Source organism: Streptomyces sp. SCL15-4 (genome assembly GCF_033366695.1).
In the GTDB taxonomy this organism is placed as follows: domain Bacteria; phylum Actinomycetota; class Actinomycetes; order Streptomycetales; family Streptomycetaceae; genus Streptomyces.
This window is the reverse complement of record NZ_JAOBTQ010000001.1, coordinates 708,606-728,828: the sequence shown is the minus strand read 5'-3', so window position 1 is coordinate 728,828 and position 20,223 is coordinate 708,606. Positions and strand designations below refer to the sequence as shown.

Genomic DNA, 20,223 nt, shown 5'->3' with positions numbered 1-20,223 from the left:
AGCGTCAACCGCTGTACCGATGTTCCTACTGACGCCAATTGCATCGGATGCGAATAGGCGGCACCCGTCCTGGAGGCGGGCCGAGGGCTGTATGGAAGCGGTCCGGCCAGGGGCGTTGGCCTTGGAACCACGGTAGCGGTCTCCTCGGCGGGCGTCTGTGAGTCTCACTCCATCGAGCGATTGAACTGCGAAGACGCCCCCGTGTCGCATCTGATGCGAAATCCTCGCGTCAGATGCGATAGACGGAGAGTGATGGCGGATGGGTGGAGACGGTCTCGTTCCAGGGTCTGCTCGGCTGCACTTGGTGGACGGTCTGCCGTTGCTGCGGCCGGACGAGCTGGTCTTCGAGGCGATGATCAAGGGCTGGCGCAACCAGCAGCTCGCCCGGAATCTCTCGCCGGGGTACGTCGGTGATCAGGAACGCACGGTCCGCGCCTTCACCCGGCATGCCGATGCGATGCCGTGGCAGTGGACGCCGCAGCACGTCGACGAATGGTCGGCCGATCTGCGGGCCGTGCACGGCTGCGTCCGCTCCACCCTGCGCAACTACCAGGGCTCCGTGCGTCAGTTTTGTGACTTCCTGACCAACCCGGCCTACGGCTGGAGTGACGAGTGCCTGCGGCACTTCGGTACCCACCCGGTCCAGGTCGTCTATGACTGGAACGCTGCGACGCACGCCGACGAGGCCGAGGGCGAGCCGGAACGCCGAGCGTTCACCAAGTCCGAGCTGGAGGCGTTCTTCGACCACGCCGACGAGGAGGTGCTGCGCGTTCGCGGCAAGGGCCGCAAGGGCTGGTTGCCAGCCTTCCGGGACGCCGCCTTGTTCAAGGTTGCGTACGCCTACGGCCTGCGACGCAACGAGACCCGGATGCTGGATCTCACCGACTTCGGCCGCAATCCAGAAGGCCGGGAGTTCGGCGAGTACGGCACCCTGCTGGTCCGCTACGGCAAGGCCAAGAAGGGGTCGCCGCCCAAGCGTCGCAGTGTGCTGACTGTCTGGCACTGGACACCAGGCACGATCGGGGAATGGATCAGCGAGGTCCGGCCTGGGATGCGTCATTCGACCAGCCGGGCCCTCTGGCCGTCCGAGAGAGGCCCGCGGATCGGGGTCCAGCGGCTGGACTCCCGCTTCGCCGCCTACCGGGACGCCGTCGGCCTGGACCCCGCGCTGGAGTTTCACTCGCTGCGCAGGTCCTACATCACCCACCTGATCGAGGACGGCCACGACCCGCTGTTCGTCCAACAGCAGGTCGGCCACGACCACGCCTCCACCACCGCGATCTACACCTGCGTCTCCTCCGACTTTCGCACACGCTCCCTGCGTCGCGTCCTGGACGCCACCATCGAGGCCGCTCTGCGGCCGGGAAGGACTTCCTGATGCCACGCCAGATCAGCTACCGGTGGCGCCTGCGCGAGCTGATGGCCGCCCGCGGCATGTTCACCGTCGCTGAGCTGATGCCGCACCTGACCGAACGCGGCATCACGCTCTCCTCTTCCCAGGTCCACCGTCTGGTCTCCGGCACCCCGGAACGGCTGTCCCTGCCGGTGCTGGCCACCCTCTGCGACATCCTCGACTGCACGCCCACCGACCTGATCGCCACCTCGGCCCAGAACCTCCCAGCCCGTCGCGCCGCCGGCGAAGAGGCGCCGATCAACCTCGCCGCCCGCCGACCCACACGGGTCCGGCTGACGCCGAGGGCTGAGCGATGACGCCGGAAGAGTACGAGCGGTGGCATGTCCGGAACTGCGCACGCTGCGGCCGTCGAGCGGCGAAGTCGGCGGAGTGGTCGGACGGCCCGATCTGCCGGGCCTGCTACGACCGCGCGATGCGCGTCCGCGGCTCCTGCCCCGACTGCGGAGCCGACCGGCTGCTGCCCGGTCTGGACACCGCCGACACGCCGATCTGCCGCGATTGCGCGGGCATCACCCGCGACTTCTTCTGCGACCGTTGCGGCTTCGAGGGGCTCTTGCTCGGAGGGCGTCTCTGCGAACGCTGCACCCTCGCCGACACACTCGCCCGCCTCCTCGACGACGGCACTGGGCACGTCGCGCTTCCGCTGCAACCACTGGTCACCGCCCTGCTGGAGATGGACCGGCCCAAGAGCCGCCTGATTTGGCTCCGCAACCCCAACGTCGTCCGTCTCCTGCGCGGCCTGGCCACCGGCACCATCCCACTCACTCACGAAGGACTGCATCAGGAAGGGCCCTGGCGAACCGTTACCCACCTGCGCGACCTGCTGATGGACAGCGGCGTCCTGCCACGCGTCGACCGTCAAATCCTTCTCTATCAGCGCTGGCTGACCGAACGTCTCGCCACCATCGAGGACCCCGAACACCACCTGCTTCTCCGGCACTTCGCCTCCTGGCACCAGATGCGCCGACTGCGGGCCACGGCGGAGAAGGGGCCGCTGGGACGCTCCCAGACGCACCAGGCCAAGCAGGAGACCACCCAGGCCGGCGCCTTCCTTGCCTGGCTCGCCGACCGAGGCCGCACCATCGAGCATTGTCGGCAGGCCGACCTCGACGCCTGGCACACCGAGAAGTTGGCCACCCGGCGCCCAGCCCAGACGTTCCTTCGCTGGTGCATGAAAACGGGCCGGATGCCCAACCTCACCCTTCCGCCCCAAGTCATCACCCAGGACCAGGCGCCGCTGAACCAGCACCGCCGCCTTGCCATGCTTCGGCGGGTCCTCAACGACGACTCCTTGCCTCTGCGGAGCCGCATCGTTGCTGCGCTCGTTCTCGTCTATGCCCAGCCCGTGAGCCGCATCGTTCGCCTAACCATCGACGATGTCACCGACGACGAAACCACTGTCGCTGTCTCCCTGGGAGATCCACCGTCTCCCCTCCCAGAGCCCGTCGCCGAGCTGATGCGGGCCTACCTCCGTTCCCGCCAGCACCTGCCCTACGCCAGCAGCAGAAGTGCCTGCTGGCTCTTCCCTGGCCGTCAGCCCGGTCAGCCGATGAACTCGGTCAGCCTCCAGGTCCACCTGCGCGAGATCGGCGTCCCTCCGCAGCGCGGCAGAACCTCCGCGATCCGCCAGCTCGTCCTCCAAGCCCCAGCCCCCGTCATCGCGAGGGCCCTCGGCTACCACGACAAGACCGCCGCCCGCCTCGTCACCGAAGCTGGCGGAACGTGGAGCCGATACGCTCCTGGCGACCACACACGGTGACGCCTGGGCTGCATTGCAGGAACGCGTAACACCTTCAACCTCGATCCTGACCGACTGAGGGGCTGCACCCTCAATGCAGGTGACTTACCCGAATGGCAGACCGGATCCAGGCGCGCTATCGAAGGTCACTTTAGGATTGAGGCATCGCGAGACGTGCCTACCAGGGGCGAGGAGCGGGCGTTGCGCTCGCAGATGGAGCATCTCTATGGCCAGCAGAGACGACTCAGATTCCGATCTCGACGAAATGGAGATCGAGATTCTTCGCAGCTCTGGCCATATGCCGTCAGCCGAGGATCTTCGACGCTTGGAAGAAGTCTCGCCGACCCTAGCCGACCGACTTATCCGCATCGCTGAACTGGAGCAGCGATTTGTCCACGAAGAAATCGCGGAGATGGCACGCGCTCGCTCGGCTGCCAAGATCGTTGCGTTGGCCAACAGGCTGTTCGTGCTTGTTGCTGGACTAGCCATCCTTGGGGCAACCGTCTACCTCGTCGTACGTGGCTTCGCGGGTAGCGCAGTCCTCCTCGGTGCCATCAACGCACTCGCAGCAGCAGCTCTTGGCTGGTTCGGACGCTACTGGACATCCGGAACGTACGGACGGTTGCGCCGTCGGCGCAACAGGGGCAGCGGGGAGGCTCGATGAGTGAGGGGGCGAAGCAGCCGGCGGCCTCTACTGTTTTTGCGACTGGGTACACGGCACTCCCGGACTGCAGCGACGAGGCCCATGCAGCGTTTACCGTGGCCGTGGAACGATATGCCACTGAACTGGCCGCTCGTGCACGTGGACAAACTCAAGAGGAACGCATTCTGAAGGCAGACGTGGATGCCGCAGTGAGGCAGATGAAGCCGACTTCAGGACGCGACCAGGCCAAGGTATTCGCAGATTGGGCAAAGCGAACCGGCTACCTCTTCATCGGTCTTTCTATTGCTCAATTCAATTCCATCAGGCATCAAAAGATTATCGCCGAGGGCAGCGTGTCCTGGCTGGTCTTCGACCTCGCTTTGGTAGTGGTGTGCTTGGTGGCAGGCGTCATCCTCGATCGCCGCTCTGTCAGTTGACTGGAAAGAACAGCTATCAAAACGTCATGAGTTCGCCAGCACGTTCCGTCAAACTTCCTCCAAGTTCCGGCCCCGGTTGTCGGCGGGGACCATGGCTAACGCCACAAAACGGCTGCTCGACTGGTCACTGAAGCGGAGGCGCCTAGAGCGGCTGACCCCGACGACACGCACGGTGACATCAGGAACGATCTCATCTGGGACTACACAACACCTCAACATGCGAGCCCACCAGTCCCAACTTGCGCTCTTGACGGCCACGGGTGAAGCTCGAAAAGAGGGGACACTGGTCAAGCGGAGGTTTCTCATGTCCGATGGACGATTGCAGGGCAGTGTCGAAAGGACCGGCGAAGGGGACTTCGAGATCGTCAAGTTGAACATCGAACTTGACGACGAAACACGTCAGCAGATCGAGGCCGACCCCGAGAAGACTGTGCAGCGTTTCCTAGAGTCCAAAGGGTATGAAGTCAATAGGATTGTTTTGACCGATCGGTCGCCGGAGAAAATCGCGAGCGATTCAATGTTCCACATACTCCGTCCGCCGGAGCAGCACTCCGAGTTCTACCAAATGTAGAGAGCTCAGGTCGAATACTCCCGCCCTTTCCCATACGGGCGTTGGTCGCACAAGGGCAACCAAGCCAGAGGCCGCTCAGCGAGCAGAAACTGGAGCCCACAGGAAATGGTCCGGCTGCTCAGCCGCGAGCATCAGCCTCAAGGAACCTTCGCACCTCACGTGTGCGTAGGAGTTGCCAGCACCTGGGATTATAAGCGAGATCGTGCCGCACTACGCCCAGGAAGGTACGTGGTACGTCGCAGGCGTAAGGCGCGAAGACCTTCAAGAGCTCCTCAGGCACAACGTCCTCTCCCTGGAAGAACAGCTGGCGACCCAGGGTTCACCGATTTGTCCCCTCACTTTCATGTCAACCTCGTGGGCACAGTCGAGAAAGAGACCGTACGCCTGGGCACGGTCTTCGGCATCCGATTCGCGGCACTCCCGCCGGGCGGTAGCGGCTGAGTTGGGCGGGCGGCGAGCCCCCGCCGGTGACCATGAATCCCCGCCGGTGATGATAGACGGGCTTGCCCTTCCTTCGACAGACAGATCGACCACCCCTGACTGCTCACTCAGCGTCATGAGGTGCGGGCAGCAACCGCGAATACGCGACACCTCAACATGCGAGCCCACCAGTCTCGAGGCCGGTGTACCACTTGGCGCCGGTGTCGCCCGTCTCGGCGGCGTCGGTCCATTCCGTGACGACGACGGCGCGTTCTCCGTCGGGCGTCACGTGGAGGTGTGCCGCGAGCAGGCCCGGTGCCGGCGGCGTGACGGCGGCCTCCGCGGCGGCGGCCGGCATCCTGCGCACGGCGAAGAGGCGGGCCGGTCGTCGCGCATCGTGCACGACGCTGCGGACGAGGCGGGTCCGGGTCAGTCCTGGGCGCTCGATGCCGGGCACGAGGGTGTCGACGCGGTCGACGAGTCCGGAGCGCCGTGCGCGGGCCCAGGCCAGGTGATCCGCATCACTGGTCCACTGCGTGTAGAAGAAGAGGCCGGTGCCGTCCAGGGACAGGAAGACGTGCTGCGCCAGCCGCCCGGGAGGCGTCCGATCCGTCGCCCACTGCTCGCGCACGGCGTCGAGGGCCGCGCGCGAGCGTTCGGCGGTGCCGGTGAGCCACTCGCTCATCAACGTCGTTCCGGCGGAAGCATGATGAAGATCCAGCAGACGTGTCATGGGACGTGACTCTCGTACCTCAAGCGCTCTTGAGGTCAAGGCCGGTCTTCTGCCGGAGGCGGACGCGTGGAGCCGCCACACCGCGGTCCTGCCGCTTGCCCGGCCGCGATTCGCACGTCACCGGGACCGGTGCCCCCGGGCCGCTCCGCGATCTCCGTGACGCATGCCCGTACGCGCGGCGTCCCGTCGGGCAGCCGCTCCGGCGCGGAGACCGGGCGCCCTCCGCCGCTTCCCGCCGTAGGGCGCCGTCGTCCGCGTCCGGCCACGCGTCCGGCCCGTGCGCCGCCCGCCGCCGCCGAACACCTCCGCCTCGACGCCGGCCCGGGCGAAGCGAGACGCCTGACGGGACTGGTGCCGGAGCCGGAACGGCCCTTCCGCGTCGCCGGTGTCACGCGAGCGCACCCCGCTCCGGCGATCCTTTGCCCGCGCCGCCGGACCCGTGAGAAGGCGCTCGACGACGGCACGGGCGCTCGCCGGTCGCGGCAAGGCGGCCGGAGTCGCCGACGGCCCGGACCGCGAAGACGAGCCCGACGGCCGACGGCACGACATCGGCTCGGCGCTCACCCGCACGCGCGTCTTCCCGCGGAAGGCACGCGGGTGCTCGATCCGGATCGATCCCGGTCCGCACGGTCGTCCGGCCGGCCATCTCGGCGGTGCCGGTGTCGGTCACCTCTCACACCGTGCCCGGCCCCCCTGTCGGGAAGCGCCGCCCGGAGCGGCGAGAATACCGTGGGGCCGCGCGAGTGACCGAGTTCCGTATTGCCCGCGAGGGCGGTCTTCGTACTGCCTGTAAGAGGCAAACCCGTGCAGCACCACTCGGCTAGCATGATCGAACTCGTGACGAGCGCACCCATCGCCCGTCATACACCGGAAAACCGCACTGTCCGGCGCGAAGAGTTACCTAATTAGACAACAACTAACAAATCGGCCAAACAATTGATACCTATACCAACAAGGGTGCTTACCCGAATAAAGGATGGAACCGGGGTCGCGGCGGGATGTCGGTCACGGGCGATCCTCTGGACCGCGGCGGCTGTGACGACCCTCGGTTTCATGATCGCACTGGAGATCATCGCACGGCACTACGGTCTGCGGGGACCTCTCACCACCGAGGCCCGGGAGCTGGTATTTCCGCCTAAATCCGGATTCCTGCTGTACGCCAGCATGGGCCTGATGACGGTGGTGCTCACCTGGCGGCAGCGGTTCATCACCTTCGGCATCGCGCTCGGCATCGACGTCGTGTTCCTGCTGGTGCGGTGGACGTTCGGCCTCAAGATGACCGGCGGCCACCCTTTCGGCAACGGCGCGCTGTGGGTGCTCCTGGGCTGCGCGGTGTTCGCCGTCGTCCGCCGCACCGGTCAGGAACGCGCCCTTCTGCTGAAGGGCGTCGGCCTGGGCATGCTGCTCATGGCCGGCCGCAAGACCGGTGACACCTGGCTGGTCGTCACGTCGAAGGCCCGCCCGATGGTGCTCGACCAGTACGTGGCGACCGCCGACCACGCGCTGGGCAATCCGTCATGGCTGGTGGGCCGGCTGGTGAACGCCAGCGGCCCGGTCGGCACGCACCTGCTCGACTACGTCTACGCGCAGCTCGCGGTGGCCGCGGTCGTGGTCGCGCTGTACCAGCTGCGCAACGTGGCCGCCGAGCGCCGCTTCCCGCGTCATCACCTGGTGCGCACCTTCCTGGTGATCGGCCTCCTCGGACCGGGCATCTACATGATCTTCCCGGTGGTCGGGCCGATCTTCGCCTACGGCCCGGGCGCCTCCGGCACCGGCGGTCTGGAGTGGGCGGCGGCCAACCTCTGGCCGCACACGCCGACGCCGGTCACCACGCCGCACCCGATGCTGTACGACGGGATAACCCCCCGCAACTGCATGCCCAGCCTGCACACGGCCTGGGCCACCGCCATTTTCATCCACTCCCGCAAGGGCCCGCGGGTCCTGCGGTACGGAGGCACGTTCTGGCTGGTCGCGACGCTCGCCGCGACCCTGGGATTCGGTTACCACTACGGCGCCGACATCGTGGCCGGCGTGGTGTTCACGCTCACGATCGAGGCCGCGCTGCGCTCCCTCGCACGGGGCTGGGACCGGTCCGGGACCCAGCTGGTCGCCCACGGCGCGACGGTCTTCGTGGCGCTCCTGCTGGCGTACCGCTATCTGCCCATGGACATGGCCAGACTGCCGTGGCTGTTCGGGCCGCTCGTCGTCGTGGCGATGCTCTCGGTGATCTACGGCTATCTGCGGACCACCACCCGGTGGGAACCGAAGATCGCGCCGACGCCCCGACCGGAGCCGCAGCCCGAACCGGCGTGAGCCAGGGCACGGCACCCGGACCCGGGGCCGGCATCGGGCCCACCGTCACGGCGACCGCCGCCGGCCCGATCACCGGCCCCGGCGGCGTCCGCCGCTGGCGCACCGCGGACCGGCCGTCCTCCCGGTTCCCGCGCGCCAGGTCGCCGTGGCCGGTCCGCCGTTCCAAACCCGCCACCGTGCCCCGGGCGCGCCCCGCGTCCGCCGCGAACGAGGCCGGCACCCCTGCCAGGACCACGCCGACGACGAAGACCGGCGACCCGAACGCGATCAACCCGGATGCGATCCACCCGAACGCGACCCGCCGGCGAGCGGCCGGCTCCCGTGCCCGGCCGGTGACAAGCGCGTTCCGGCCTCAGATCCCCAGGTGGCCGAGCACCGTGCGCACGGCGCGGGTCACCGCCTCGCGGGTCTCGTCCGTCGGGTCGTGCAGCTCGAATCCGTGGGCGCCGTGCGGTACGTCGACGATCTCGACCGGGGCCCTGGTCTCCTCCGCCGTGTCCAGGAACCGCTCGACCGTGGCGGCGATCTGCGGGATCTCCAGGCCCGCCCGGGTGAGCAGGAGCGGGGGCAGCCGCCGGCCGTCGGCCGGGAGCGCCTCGACGGGGCGGAAGCGGGGGGAGACGGCGTCCCAGCCGGGCAGCGGGGCCAGGACGGGATACGTCAGGGCCAGGCAGCGCAGCCACCGCGGCGGGGCGGTGAGCCAGTCCGCGGCGAGCAGCCCGCCGCCGGAGAACAACCACAGGGCGATCCGCTCCGGGTCCACGCGCGGGTCCGCCCGCAGCAGTGCGACGGCCTCGGTCACGTCGTCCGCGGCCCGCGCGTAGTCGGTGAGGCCGTGCAGGCGGTGCTCCACCACGGCGCCCACCGCGCCCAGACTCGCCGCGAGACGGGCGTAGCCGAGGTAGACCGGCCAGTCGCGGGGCGTCGGGGCGACATCGGGCGCCAGGGGGCCGCCGTGCACGAACAGCACCGCCGGCCGGGGCCCGTCCGCGTCCCCCGTCTCCGGCAGGTGCAGGTCCACGCGGCCGGTCCGGACCCGCGGCCGCTCCGGGACGTCCAGGAGGAACGGGCGCAGGAAGGAGGGCTCGCCCTCGGGTGCGGTCAGCCGGTGGCCCTCGCCCGCGGCGGCACTCCGCAGCACCTCGGCCAGCTCGTCCGGGCAGGACAGCATCGGCCAGTGCCCGGTGGCCAGCTCGAAGAAGCCCACCCGCGGATCGGCCAGCTTGCGCAGTTGTGGCGGCCCGACGCGCACCAGCGCCTGGACCCCCTCGATGGTCACCCCTCCGGCCGTGCACAGGACGGCGCTGACCGGCACGTCGGCCGCCGCGCCGGTCAGCCGCAGCGGCTGGGTGAGCGTGCGCGGCGGCTGGGCGACGGCCAGCCCGCTCAGGAACTCCAACTGGTCCGCGTCAAGCCCCTCGGTGCTGCCCCAGCGATGCCAGTCGGCCGGCCCGGGCGGCGGCACCGGCCGCGGGTCGTCACCGTCCTCCAGGAGCCGACGCACCGCGGGATCCGGGACGAGGGCCAGCGCCGGGTCACCGGGCTGCGGCAGACCGGCGTCCAGGTGGACGACGCGGGCGACCCGGTCCGGGCGCCGGTCGGCCGCGCCCAGCACCGGGTGGATGGCGTAGTCGTGCCCGACCAGCACCACCCGTGGCACGTCGAGGGAGTCGATCAGCCGGAGCACGTCCTCGATGTGCGTCTCCAGGTCCGCCTCGGGCCGCGAACTGAGGTCCACCGGGTACACCCCGGTGCCCGTCCGCCGCAGCCGTCCGGCCACCGCGCTCCAGATCCGCCCGTTGGTGAACGGGCCCGAGACCAGGACAAACGCAGACATCAGCGCCTCCAGACAGTAGGTGAGTCCCGGGTAACGTAGGAACTCCCCCTGAGGGAGGTTCAACTGGTGTCACCGGACGGCACACTGAGCATCGGCGAGCTGGCCGCGCGGGCAGGCACCACGGTCAAGACCGTCCGCTTCTACTCCGACCAGGGCCTGCTGCCCGAAGCGGCCCGCAGCAGCGGCGGACACCGGCGCTACGCTCCGGAGGCCCTGATCCGGCTGCGCACGATCCGGTCCCTGCGCGCCCTCGACGTGCCCGTCCCCGAGATCAGGCACGTCCTGGACTCCGGCGACGGCCTGGAAGCCGTCGTGGCACGCCGGCTGGACGACATCGGCGGCCAACTGGCCGCCCTGCGCTGGCGGGAGGCCGCGCTGCGGGCGCTCCAGGAGAGCGAGCCGGGACAGTTGGCGGAGCGCCTGGAGCTGATCGGGTCGGTCAGCGTCCCGCCCGAAACCTCCGCCATCGCCCACTACTGGCGCCGGCTCCTGCCCGCCCGCCTCTCCGCCCGGCTCCGGTCCGCGGTCACCGAGGCGGCCGTGCCCCAGCCGCCCGCAGACCCCACCACGGACCAGGTCCTCGCCTTCGCCCGGGTGCACGCGCTGGCCACGGCCGCCACCGACCACTGCCTCGCCTCCCACCGGCCCCTCACCGAGGCCCACCCGGACCTGCTCTACGACGGCCTGCACGAGGCCCACCACCTGGTGGAGGCCGCCGTACGGGCCGGCCGCGCCCCGGGCCCGGGCGAGGCCCTGGACTGCTATGCCGCCGCCTACGCACGGGCCGCCGGCACCCGGGACACCCCCGCCTTCCGCCGCGCCCTCGCGGTCCGTCTCGCCGCGGCGGACCATCCGGTGATGCGCCGCTACTGGCACCTGGCGGGGAAACTGACCCCCGGCCTCACCCTCGGCGCGGCCGACACCTGGCTCCGCGACGCACTGGCCCGGACCACGGCGACGGACTGAGCCCGCCGAAGGCGGCCGGAGTTCAGCCTCTCCACTCCCGGGCGAGCATCGCGTAGACGTACTCGCTGCCCCAGCGATCCCCGTCGAGGTCGTTCTCGACCAGATGCGCCTCGCGGCGCATCCCGAGACGTTCGCACACCCGCGCCGACGCCGTGTTGAGGGCGTCGAGCCGGGCGAAGACCCGGTGGACGCCCAACTGCCCGAAGGCCAGCGCGACCAGCGCGGCCGCCGCCTCGGTGGCGTAGCCCCGACCGGCGTGCCGGGGGTCGAAGACCCAGCCGATCTCGGCCTGCCGCGCGTGCGCGCTCGTCAGGGTCAGGACCACCTCGCCGACGACACCGGGCTCGTCCGCCCGGCACACGGCCAGCAGCAGCGTGTCGCCGTCGGCCCGCCAGCCGGTGCCCTCCGCCCGGGCCGCGATGGACTCGGCACAGCCCTCGCGGGTGAGCGGCGGGCGGTACAGGTAGCGCGCCACCTCCGGCAGGCACTGGTACGCGTACCGGTCCTCGACATCGGCGGGTGTGAACAACCGCAGCACGAGCCGGTCGGTGGCGACGGGCACCGCGACGCGCCCCGCGGTGTTCCTCGAGACGGCGGTCATCGCGTTCCCCCATGTCCTGCTGCCGGTCCAGCCTGCCCGGACAGACTAGCCGGGCACCGCCGGACCTTTCCGCCGCACCAACCGGGAGCGGTCTGCCTCAGTCCAGGGAGACGACCACCTCGCCGGTGCCGGTCGCGCTCGCACCGTCCGCCGCGACGCGGACGGTGAACGGACGGTCGGTGCCGCGCGCGGTGACCCGCAACCGGGCGCCGTCACGGCGGACGGTGAAGGTCGCGGCGACAGCGCCCGTCGGACCGGGCACCGTGACCTCGGCGGTGTGGTCCGGCGCGGACGCGGGGTGGACCAGCAGGGTGAGGTCGTCCAGCCAGTCGCCGTCCGGGCGGCTGTCATCGGCGGCCAGCGGCAGGACGGCGCCCTCACGGACGTACAGCGGCAGGCTGTCGTAGGCGTGCCGCTCGGTGCGCCAGGCCGGGCCGGTGACCCGCTCGCCGGACAGCAGATGGGTCCAGGTGCCCTCGGGGAGGTAGACCTCGACCTCGCCGTCCTCCGTGAACACCGGGGCCACCAGCAGGTCGGGACCCAGCATGTACTGGCGGTCCAGCGGGCGGCACGCCGCGTCGTGCGGGAACTCCAGGACCATCGGGCGCATCATCGGCACACCGGTGCGGTGGGCCTCGGCCGCCGCACCGTAGAGGTACGGCATGAGACGGTGCTTGAGCAGCGTGAAGCGCCGGGCGACCGTCACCGCCTCCTCGCCGAAGTGCCACGGCACCCGGTACGACGTGGAGCCGTGCAGCCGGCTGTGCGAGGAGAGCAGGCCGAAGGCCAGCCAGCGCTTGAACACCGCCGGATCCGGCGTGCCCTCGAAGCCGCCGATGTCGTGGCTCCAGAAGCCGAAGCCGCTCAGCGACAGGGACAGCCCGCCGCGCAGGGACTCCGCCATGGCCTCGAAGGACGCCCAGCAGTCGCCGCCCCAGTGCACCGGGTACTGCTGGCCGCCCGCGGTCGCCGACCGGGCGAAGAGCACGGCCTCGCCCTCGCCCCGCTCCTCCAGCAGGAGTTCGAAGACGGTCCGGTTGTACAGGTGGGTGTAGTAGTTGTGCATCCGCTCCGGGTCGGAGCCGTCGTGCCAGACGACATCGGTGGGAACACGCTCGCCGAAGTCGGTCTTGAAGCAGTCCACGCCCTGCTCCAGCAGCGTCTTGAGCTTCGCCCGGAACCAGGCGCGGGCGTCGGGGCTGGTGAAGTCGACCAGGCCCATGCCGGCCTGCCACAGGTCCCACTGCCAGACGTCGCCGTCCGGGCGGCGCACGAGATGGCCCAGGGCCGCCGCCTCCTCGAACAGCGGGGACTTCTGCGCGATGTACGGGTTGATCCACGCGCTGATCCGCAGGCCCTTCTCCTTCAGCCGGGCCAGCATGCCCTCCGGGTCGGGGAAGACGGCCGGGTCCCACTGGAAGTCGCACCACTGGTACTCGCGCATCCAGAAGCAGTCGAAGTGGAAGACCGACAGCGGGATGCCGCGCTCGGCCATGCCGTCGACGAAGGACATCACCGTCGCCTCGTCGTAGTCGGTGGTGAACGACGTGGACAGCCACAGACCGAAGGACCAGGCGGGCGGCAGTGCCGGGCGGCCGGTCAGGGCGGTGTAGCGGGCGAGCACCTCCTTGGGCGTGGGACCGGCGATCACGTAGTACTCGATGCTCTGGTCCTCGACGCTGAACTGCACCTGCCCGACGGACTCCGAGCCGACCTCGAAGGACACCTTGCCGGGATGGTTGACGAACACGCCGTAACCGCGCGAGGAGAGGTAGAACGGGATGTTCTTGTAGGCCTGTTCGCTGCTGGTGCCGCCGTCGGCCTGCCAGATGTCCACCACCTGGCCGTTCTTGACGAACGGGGTGAAGCGCTCGCCGAGGCCGTAGACCTGCTCGCCCACGCCGAGCGCGAGCTGGGCGAGGACGTGGTGGGCGCCGTCGTCGGTGGTGGCGAAGGCGGTGCCCTTGGCGCCGGCCCGGGTCAGCTCCCGGCCGTCCGCGCCGAGGAACGCCAGCGCCCACGGGGCCGCCTCGTCCAGGCGCAGGGTCAGCGGTCCGCTGGCCAGCTCCGTGACCGTGCCGTCGCGGCGTACCGCACCCGCGCCGTCCGGCTCCTCGCGCAGGGCGAAATCCGGGCCGGGCCGGAGCTTGCCGGCGTGGTGGGTGACCCGGACACCGATGACGCCCTCGGCGGGGGAGAAGCAGTCGACCGTGAGCAGCGGCGCGTTGAGCGTGTCCCCTCTCCGCGCCACGTTCTTCACGGCCGCGTATGCGGTGAAGCGCTTCGATGACAGGCGTACGTCACGCGTCTGAGTGGCATACGAGATCTGCACGCCGTCGCGGACGCGCCAGAAGCCGTTGGTGAACTTCATGTTCTTCCTCGGGGGAGCTGGAGTGGTTCGAGTAGGGCGCGAAGGCGCCGCCCGGCGGACCGATCGTACACAGAACACCTCCCCGCCCGGCAGGTGCGCGCATCGGGAAATCCCTTCTGAACAGCGGTGTTCGCAGATTTCTCGCCGACCTGCGCCGGGGTGCGCGCCGAACGGACACGTGCTCGGGTCTGGCGCGACGGCCCGCGCATGGCGTATTAGTCATCACCATAAACAAAGGCGTCCGGCATCGCTGCCGGACGGTACGACAGCAAGGGCCGCCGTATGTCGAAGCGCTTCAATAAACGCCCTCGCGAGGCCGTGATACCCCTCGCAGTGGTCTGCGCCCTGGTCGCCGGCGCGGCACTGACCGGCTGCGGCCGGCAGCGCGACGGCTCCGTCTACACCGTGCTGAACTCCTCGACCGACGAGACGTACCACCGCTGGGACGCGGAGGCGATGGCCCGGTGCGGCAAGCGGCTCGGCGTCACCGTCGAGCAGCAGAGCGTCCCGGCGGCCCAGGTGATGACGAAGGCACTGCGCATGGCGTCCTCGAAGTCGCTGCCCGACATCGTGCAGTTCGACGCCTCGGAGATGCCGGTGTTCGCCGAGGCCGGCGGGCTGACCGACCTCAGGACGCTCGGACTGGACACCGACGGCGTCCCGCGCGGAATCGTCAACTTCGGCTCGTACAAGGGGACCTACTACGGCGCCGCCCGGTCGGTGAACACCCTCGCGCTCTTCTACAACAAGGACCTCCTCGCCCGGGCGGGCCTGAAGGTGCCCACCACCTGGGCCGAACTGCGCGCGAGCGCGCGCGAGCTGACCCGGGGCAAGCGGTACGGCCTCGCGCTCAGCGCGGGCGGTGCCGAGGACGGCGTCTTCCAGTTCACGCCGTTCATGTGGTCCAACGGCGGTGACGAGACGCGGCTCGACGGGCCGAGGGTGGTCGAGGCGCTGGACTACTGGAAGAGCCTGCTGAAGGACGGCTCGCTGTCGAAGGCGACGGTGGGCTGGACGCAGGCCGACGTCAACGACCAGTTCATGGCGGGCAACGCGGCGATGATGATCAACGGCCCCTGGCAGGTCGAGACCCTGAACACCAAAAAATCCCTGCACTGGGGCCTCGCGCGGATTCCTGTGCCGAAGGCCGGCGCGAAGTCCGTGGCCCCGCTGGGCGGTACCGTGCTCACCGTGCCCGACACCGGCGACGAACGGCGCGAACGGATGGCGGGGAGGATCGTCGGCTGTCTGTCGGGCGAACGCGAGCAGCTGACCTACGCGCGCCACAGCTGGACGGTCCCGGCGAACGGAAGGGCCGCCGCCGTGTGGCGCGAGCAGGTGCCGGAACTGGACGCGCTGGCCGACCAGGTGGCCGCGGCCCGGTCCCGCACGGCCCGGCTCGGCGCCGGCTGGCCGGGCGTGTCACTCGCCCTGCAGAGCGCCTTCCAGGCCGCCCTGACCGGCCAGTCCAGCCAGGCCGCCCTCCAGCGCGCCCAGCAGCGGGCCACGAGCGGGAACTGAGGCAGACGCACATGACCACGTCCACCGTCACCGCGCGCACCGCGGTCTCCACGACCGGCGTACCGGCCCCCGCCCGGCTCCGCCGCCGGCGCCGCCTCGCCCGGTGGGGGTTCGTCGCCCCCGCCGTCCTCTTCATGCTGCTGTTCTTCGGCTACCCGCTCGTCCGCAACGTCGTGATGAGCTTCCAGCACTACACACCGAAGACCTTCTTCACCGGCGAGGCACCCCTCAACGGCTTCGACAACTGGTCGGCGGTCCTTCAGGACGCCCTGTTCGGCAAGGCGCTGTGGCACACGCTCGTCTTCACCGCGGGCTCGCTGCTCGGCCAGTTCTGCGCCGGACTCGCCCTCGCCGTCTTCTTCACCCGCAGGTTCCCGCTGAACGGCGTCCTGCGGTCGCTGATCCTGCTGCCCTGGCTGGTGCCCATGGTGGTCTCCGGCATCGTGTGGCGGCGCATCCTCGACCAGGACACAGGTGTACTGAACTCCTTCATGGACGCCCTGGGCCTGGACGGTCACACTCCATGGTTGACCAGTCCGCACATGGCCTTGCTCTCGGTCATCCTGGTCAACATATGGATCGGCATCCCGTTCAACATGGTCATCCTGTACGGCGGTCTGCAGGAGGTCCCCCGCGAGATGTACGAGGCCGCCGCCCTGGACGGCGCCTCCGCCTGGCGGACGTTCCGCTCCATCACCCTGCCGACGCTCCGTCCCGTCATCACGGTCGTCCTCGTCCTGGGCTTCATGTCGACGGTGAAGATCCTCGATCTCATCCTGGCCCTCACCGACGGCGGTCCCGCCGACGCCACCCAGACCCTGGGCACGCTCACCTACCAGAACTCCTTCGTACGGCTGGACTTCGGGGCCGGCGCCGTCGTCGGCAACGTACTGATCCTGATCTCCGCGGTCTTCGCGGTGTTCTACCTGCGGGCCAACCGCACCGAGGGGAAGTGACCGGCGATGGCCGCCGAGAACGCGAAGCAGCGTGCGCGCGGGCGCCGCTGGGGCTCCACCGTGGCCGGTGTGCTCGTCCTGGCCGTGATGCTGTTCCCGCTGTACTGGATGCTCAACACCGCCCTCCAGCCCGAGTCCGGGCTGCTGGAGGTCGACCCGGTACCGCACGGCCTCGACCTGTCCGGCTTCTCCAAGGCGCTCGACGACCAGGGCGGGCATCTGCTGACCTCGCTGCTGGTCTCCCTCGGCGCGGTCGTCATCTGCCTGGCGATCGCCGCCCCGGCCGCCTACGGGCTGGCCCGGTTCCGGTTGCGCGGCGCGCGCACCATCGTGTTCGGCACCCTGATCACCCAGATGGTGCCGGGCATCGTCATCGCCAACGCCCTCTACACCTCGTACGTCGATCTCGGCCTGGTCAACTCCTACTTCGGCCTGATGCTCGCGGACGCCTCCCTGGGCATCCCCTTCTCCATCGTGCTGATGCGCTCGTTCATGCAGTCGATACCCGGCGAGGTCATCGAGGCGGCCGAGATGGACGGGGCGGGACGGCTGCGCACCTTCCTGCGGGTGGTGCTGCCGATGAGCCGCAACTCCCTGATCACCTCCGGCCTGTTCGCCTTCCTGTTCTCGTGGAGCGACTTCATGTTCGCGCTCACCCTCAACACCACCGACGACGTCAAGCCGGTCACGCTGGGCATCTACCAGTACATCGGCGCGCACGTCGGCGACTGGGGCTCGGTGATGGCGGCGGCCGTGCTGTCCGCGATCCCCGCAGCGATCCTGCTCGTCCTCGCCCAGAAGTACATCGCCGCCGGCATCACCGGCGGCTCCGTCAAGTGACCCCTGGAGGACCGCACATGAACGACTTCCCGCGTTTTCCCCCGGAGTTCGTCTTCGGCGCCGCCACCGCCTCCTACCAGATCGAGGGCGCGGTCCGCGAGGACGGCCGCGGCCCGTCGATCTGGGACACCTACAGCCACACGCCCGGCCTGGTCGCGAACGGCGACACCGGCGACATCGCCTGCGACCACTACCACCGCTACCGCGAGGACGTGGCGCTGCTGCGGGAACTGGGCGTCACCTCCTACCGGTTCTCCATCGCCTGGCCGCGGATCGTGCCCGACGGCTCGGGCCCGGTGAACCCCAAGGGACTGGACTTCTACGCGCGGCTCGTCGACGAACTGCTCGCGGCGGGCATCGAACCGGCCGTCACGCTCTACCACTGGGACCTGCCGCAGGCACTGGAGGACCGCGGCGGCTGGCGGGTCAGGGAGACCGCCGAGCGGTTCGCCGACTACACGGAGGTCGTCGCCGGCCACCTCGCCGACCGCGTGCCGCGCTGGATCACCCTGAACGAGCCGTGGTGCAGCGCCTTCCTCGGCTACTCCGTCGGCCGCCACGCCCCCGGCGCCCGCGAGGGCCGCGGCGCGCTCGCCGCCGCCCACCATCTGCTGGTCGGACACGGACTGGCGGTCCAGGCGCTGCGGGCGGCCGGGGTGCGCGAGGCGGGCATCACCCTCAACCTCGACCGCAATCTGCCCGCCACCGGTTCCGCCGCCGACCGCGCGGCCGCCGTCCGCGCCGACACCCAGCACAACCTGGTGTGGACCGAGCCGCTCCTCGCGGGCCGCTACCCCGGGACCGAGGAGGAGACCTGGGGCGAGCTGATCACCGCCCAGGACTTCCGGCGCGACGGCGACCTCGCCCTGGTCGGTCAGCCGCTGGACTTCCTCGGCATCAACTACTACCGGCCGATCGTCGTCGCCGACGCCCCGTACCAGGAGGCCGACCCGGCACGGCGGACGGCAACCGACAACCGGTACAAGGAGATACGGCTGGAGGGCGCGCGGCACACCGCGATGGACTGGCCGGTCGTCCCCGGCGGGCTCACCGATCTGCTGCTCGCCCTCAAGGAGCGGTACGGCGACGCGCTGCCGCCGGTGCACCTGACGGAGAACGGCTCCGCCGAACACGACGAGCCCGGTCCGGACGGCGCGGTGCACGACCACGACCGGATCGCCTATCTGCGCGACCACCTCGCCGCCTTGAAGACGGCGCTGGACGCGGGTGTCGACGTGCGCGGGTACTACGTCTGGTCGCTGCTGGACAACTTCGAATGGGCCTACGGCTACGGCAAACGGTTCGGCATCGTCCGGGTGGACTACGACACCCAGCGGCGCGTCCCGAAAGACAGCTACCACTGGTACCGGGCGCTGATCAGCGCCCAACGGGACTGACGCCGTTCGGGCGGCCGTACGGATGGCGCGTGTCACCCGTCTGCCGCAGTGCCGCCCGGCCGGACCCTCTCCGGGCCGTGGGAGAGGGCCCGCTTCGCGTAGCGGCAGGTGGGAGCCGGTTCGACTTGCCGTCGCGGGCGGGCGGTCGCAGCATGGCCGGAAGACGGTTCCGAGGGCGACAGCCGTAAGGCAGGTGAGACCCGGAGACACGCGAGGCAGCATCTCGGGATGTGCGTCCGTGGATGGCGTGCCCGCGATCGACCCACCGTGGTTTCCGGCCTCCCGCTTCCGTTCACCGGGGCACCGGGAGGCCGAGGACGTCTGGGAGGCCGGCCAGTGGTGTACTTCACGAATTCGATCGACCGCATGGTCCCCGACGCACTGGCCGGGTTTGCCCGCGTCCACGCGGATCTCGTCGTCCACGACGAGACGGCCGGGTTCTTCCGGGCCCGGAACCCGGCCGCCGGCCGCCGCGTGGCGATCGTGTCGGGCGGTGGCTGCGGACACGAGCCGCTGCACCTCGGTTTCCTCGGTGCGGGCATGCTCGACGCCGTGTGCCCGGGCCAGTTGATGGCCTCGCCGCACAATCGCCAGGTCTTCGAGGCCTCCCGCGCCGTGTCGCGCGGCGCGGGCGTACTGCACCTGGTGAAGAACTACACGGGGGACAGGATCAACTTCGGTATCGCGGCCGAGCGGCTGGCCCATGAGGGCATCGACTGCGCCCGGGTGCTGATCGACGACGATCTGGCGTCGGACTCGCCCGATTCGGCCACGGGCCGCCGCGGCACCGGGGCCGCCGTGCTGGTGGAGAAGGTCCTCGGGGCCGCCGCGGACACCGGGCTCGGGCTGCGGGAACTCGCCGAGCTGGGAACGGACGTGGCGGGCCGCTGCCGTAGCCTCGCGGTCGCCTCGGCCGCACACCGCACACCGGCCACGGGACGTGCCGCGTTCGACCTGGCCGAGGACGACCTCGAGTGGGGGGTCGGCATCCACGGTGAGCGGGCCCGCCGTACGGAGTCCCGGCCGGCGCTGGACGAGCTGGTCACGCGGATGACGGAGGAACTGCTGGCGGCGCTGGACCCGGGCGCCGGCGACTCGGTCATCGCCCTGGTGAACGGGCTCGGCGGGGTGACGCGTCTGGAACTGTACGGCGTGGCGCGGGAACTCGCGCTGCGGCTGGACCGGTGGAAACTGGTCCTCGAACGCGTCCTGGTGGGCGACTTCGTGACCGCGCTGGACATGCGCGGCTTCTCGCTCACGCTCATGCGGGCGGACCCGGAGACGGTCAAGTGGTTCGACGCGCCGGCGCACACGCCCTCATGGCCGCGATGACCGAGGGCGGGCAGGAGGTGGCACCATGCTGGAACACTATTCGGCACAGGACGACGCAGCATCCCCGAACGCCGGTCTGCCCAGTACGACGTGGACGGACACCACGTCCGCGGACGCGGTCTTCACCGGCGGC

At 70.0% G+C, this 20,223-nt stretch carries 17 protein-coding genes; 13 read left to right on the top strand and 4 right to left on the bottom strand.

Features of this window, described 5'->3' with window-relative positions; genetic code table 11:
• Nucleotides 1-304 precede the first annotated feature (304 nt).
• The 6 genes from SCK26_RS02960 (at nucleotide 305) to SCK26_RS02935 (ending at nucleotide 4,803) form a co-directional block, all read left to right on the top strand.
• Nucleotides 305-1,378, top strand: coding sequence for a site-specific integrase (locus SCK26_RS02960; RefSeq protein ID WP_318199664.1), 1,074 nt, complete (start codon nucleotides 305-307; stop codon nucleotides 1,376-1,378).
• Nucleotides 1,378-1,710, top strand: a complete 333-nt coding sequence (locus SCK26_RS02955) for a helix-turn-helix transcriptional regulator (RefSeq protein WP_318199663.1) — start codon at nucleotides 1,378-1,380, stop codon at nucleotides 1,708-1,710. Before SCK26_RS02960 ends, SCK26_RS02955 begins: the two co-directional genes overlap by 1 nt.
• Nucleotides 1,707-3,173, top strand: coding sequence for a hypothetical protein (locus tag SCK26_RS02950; protein ID WP_318199662.1), 1,467 nt, complete (start codon nucleotides 1,707-1,709; stop codon nucleotides 3,171-3,173). Before SCK26_RS02955 ends, SCK26_RS02950 begins: the two co-directional genes overlap by 4 nt.
• Nucleotides 3,174-3,378: 205 nt before the next feature.
• Nucleotides 3,379-3,816 (top strand): hypothetical protein, encoded by a 438-nt coding sequence (locus SCK26_RS02945; RefSeq protein WP_318199661.1) that lies wholly within the window; start codon nucleotides 3,379-3,381, stop codon nucleotides 3,814-3,816.
• On the top strand, nucleotides 3,813-4,232 hold the full coding sequence (locus SCK26_RS02940) for a hypothetical protein (protein ID WP_318199660.1): 420 nt from the start codon (nucleotides 3,813-3,815) through the stop codon (nucleotides 4,230-4,232). The genes SCK26_RS02945 and SCK26_RS02940 overlap by 4 nt, the downstream gene beginning before the upstream one ends.
• A gap of 304 nt (nucleotides 4,233-4,536) precedes the next feature.
• Entirely contained in the window at nucleotides 4,537-4,803 is a 267-nt protein-coding gene (locus tag SCK26_RS02935; protein WP_318199659.1) for a hypothetical protein, read from the top strand.
• Between the two features lie 592 nt (nucleotides 4,804-5,395).
• Here SCK26_RS02935 and SCK26_RS02930 read toward each other — a convergent pair.
• Complete coding sequence (locus SCK26_RS02930) at nucleotides 5,396-5,908, bottom strand: antibiotic biosynthesis monooxygenase (protein ID WP_318199658.1); 513 nt, start codon at nucleotides 5,906-5,908, stop codon at nucleotides 5,396-5,398.
• 1,101 nt (nucleotides 5,909-7,009) lie between these two features.
• On the opposite strand from SCK26_RS02930, the gene SCK26_RS02925 reads away from it, so the two are divergent.
• Complete coding sequence (locus SCK26_RS02925; protein ID WP_318199657.1) at nucleotides 7,010-8,269, top strand: phosphatase PAP2 family protein; 1,260 nt, start codon at nucleotides 7,010-7,012, stop codon at nucleotides 8,267-8,269.
• A gap of 352 nt (nucleotides 8,270-8,621) precedes the next feature.
• Here SCK26_RS02925 and SCK26_RS02920 read toward each other — a convergent pair whose 3' ends face one another.
• Nucleotides 8,622-10,106, bottom strand: a complete 1,485-nt coding sequence (locus tag SCK26_RS02920; protein WP_318199656.1) for an alpha/beta hydrolase — start codon at nucleotides 10,104-10,106, stop codon at nucleotides 8,622-8,624.
• Nucleotides 10,107-10,172: 66 nt separating this feature from the next.
• Here SCK26_RS02920 and SCK26_RS02915 point away from each other — a divergent pair, with 66 nt between their 5' ends.
• Nucleotides 10,173-11,072: a MerR family transcriptional regulator gene (locus tag SCK26_RS02915; RefSeq protein ID WP_318199655.1), complete on the top strand. Its 900-nt coding sequence runs from the start codon at nucleotides 10,173-10,175 to the stop codon at nucleotides 11,070-11,072.
• A 22-nt stretch (nucleotides 11,073-11,094) separates the two neighbouring features.
• Here the strand turns inward: SCK26_RS02915 and SCK26_RS02910 are convergent, their stop codons facing one another.
• Nucleotides 11,095-11,673: a GNAT family protein gene (locus SCK26_RS02910; RefSeq protein WP_318199654.1), complete on the bottom strand. Its 579-nt coding sequence runs from the start codon at nucleotides 11,671-11,673 to the stop codon at nucleotides 11,095-11,097.
• 97 nt (nucleotides 11,674-11,770) lie between these two features.
• Nucleotides 11,771-14,044 carry an alpha-xylosidase gene (gene yicI, locus SCK26_RS02905; protein WP_318199653.1) on the bottom strand — a complete coding sequence of 758 codons (2,274 nt, stop codon included), beginning with the start codon at nucleotides 14,042-14,044 and terminating at the stop codon, nucleotides 11,771-11,773.
• Between the two features lie 282 nt (nucleotides 14,045-14,326).
• Between yicI and SCK26_RS02900 the strand changes: the two genes are divergently transcribed.
• From SCK26_RS02900 to SCK26_RS02880, 5 genes are all read left to right on the top strand, one after another.
• Nucleotides 14,327-15,565 carry a sugar ABC transporter substrate-binding protein gene (locus SCK26_RS02900; RefSeq protein WP_318199652.1) on the top strand — a complete coding sequence of 413 codons (1,239 nt, stop codon included), beginning with the start codon at nucleotides 14,327-14,329 and terminating at the stop codon, nucleotides 15,563-15,565.
• A gap of 11 nt (nucleotides 15,566-15,576) precedes the next feature.
• On the top strand, nucleotides 15,577-16,521 hold the full coding sequence (locus tag SCK26_RS02895) for a sugar ABC transporter permease (protein ID WP_318199651.1): 945 nt from the start codon (nucleotides 15,577-15,579) through the stop codon (nucleotides 16,519-16,521).
• 6 nt (nucleotides 16,522-16,527) lie between these two features.
• Nucleotides 16,528-17,361, top strand: coding sequence for a carbohydrate ABC transporter permease (locus SCK26_RS02890; RefSeq protein ID WP_318199650.1), 834 nt, complete (start codon nucleotides 16,528-16,530; stop codon nucleotides 17,359-17,361).
• Nucleotides 17,362-17,378: 17 nt separating this feature from the next.
• Complete coding sequence (locus tag SCK26_RS02885) at nucleotides 17,379-18,758, top strand: GH1 family beta-glucosidase (protein ID WP_318199649.1); 1,380 nt, start codon at nucleotides 17,379-17,381, stop codon at nucleotides 18,756-18,758.
• Nucleotides 18,759-19,124: 366 nt separating this feature from the next.
• Nucleotides 19,125-20,090 carry a dihydroxyacetone kinase subunit DhaK gene (locus tag SCK26_RS02880; RefSeq protein ID WP_318199648.1) on the top strand — a complete coding sequence of 322 codons (966 nt, stop codon included), beginning with the start codon at nucleotides 19,125-19,127 and terminating at the stop codon, nucleotides 20,088-20,090.
• Nucleotides 20,091-20,223: the final 133 nt, after the last annotated feature.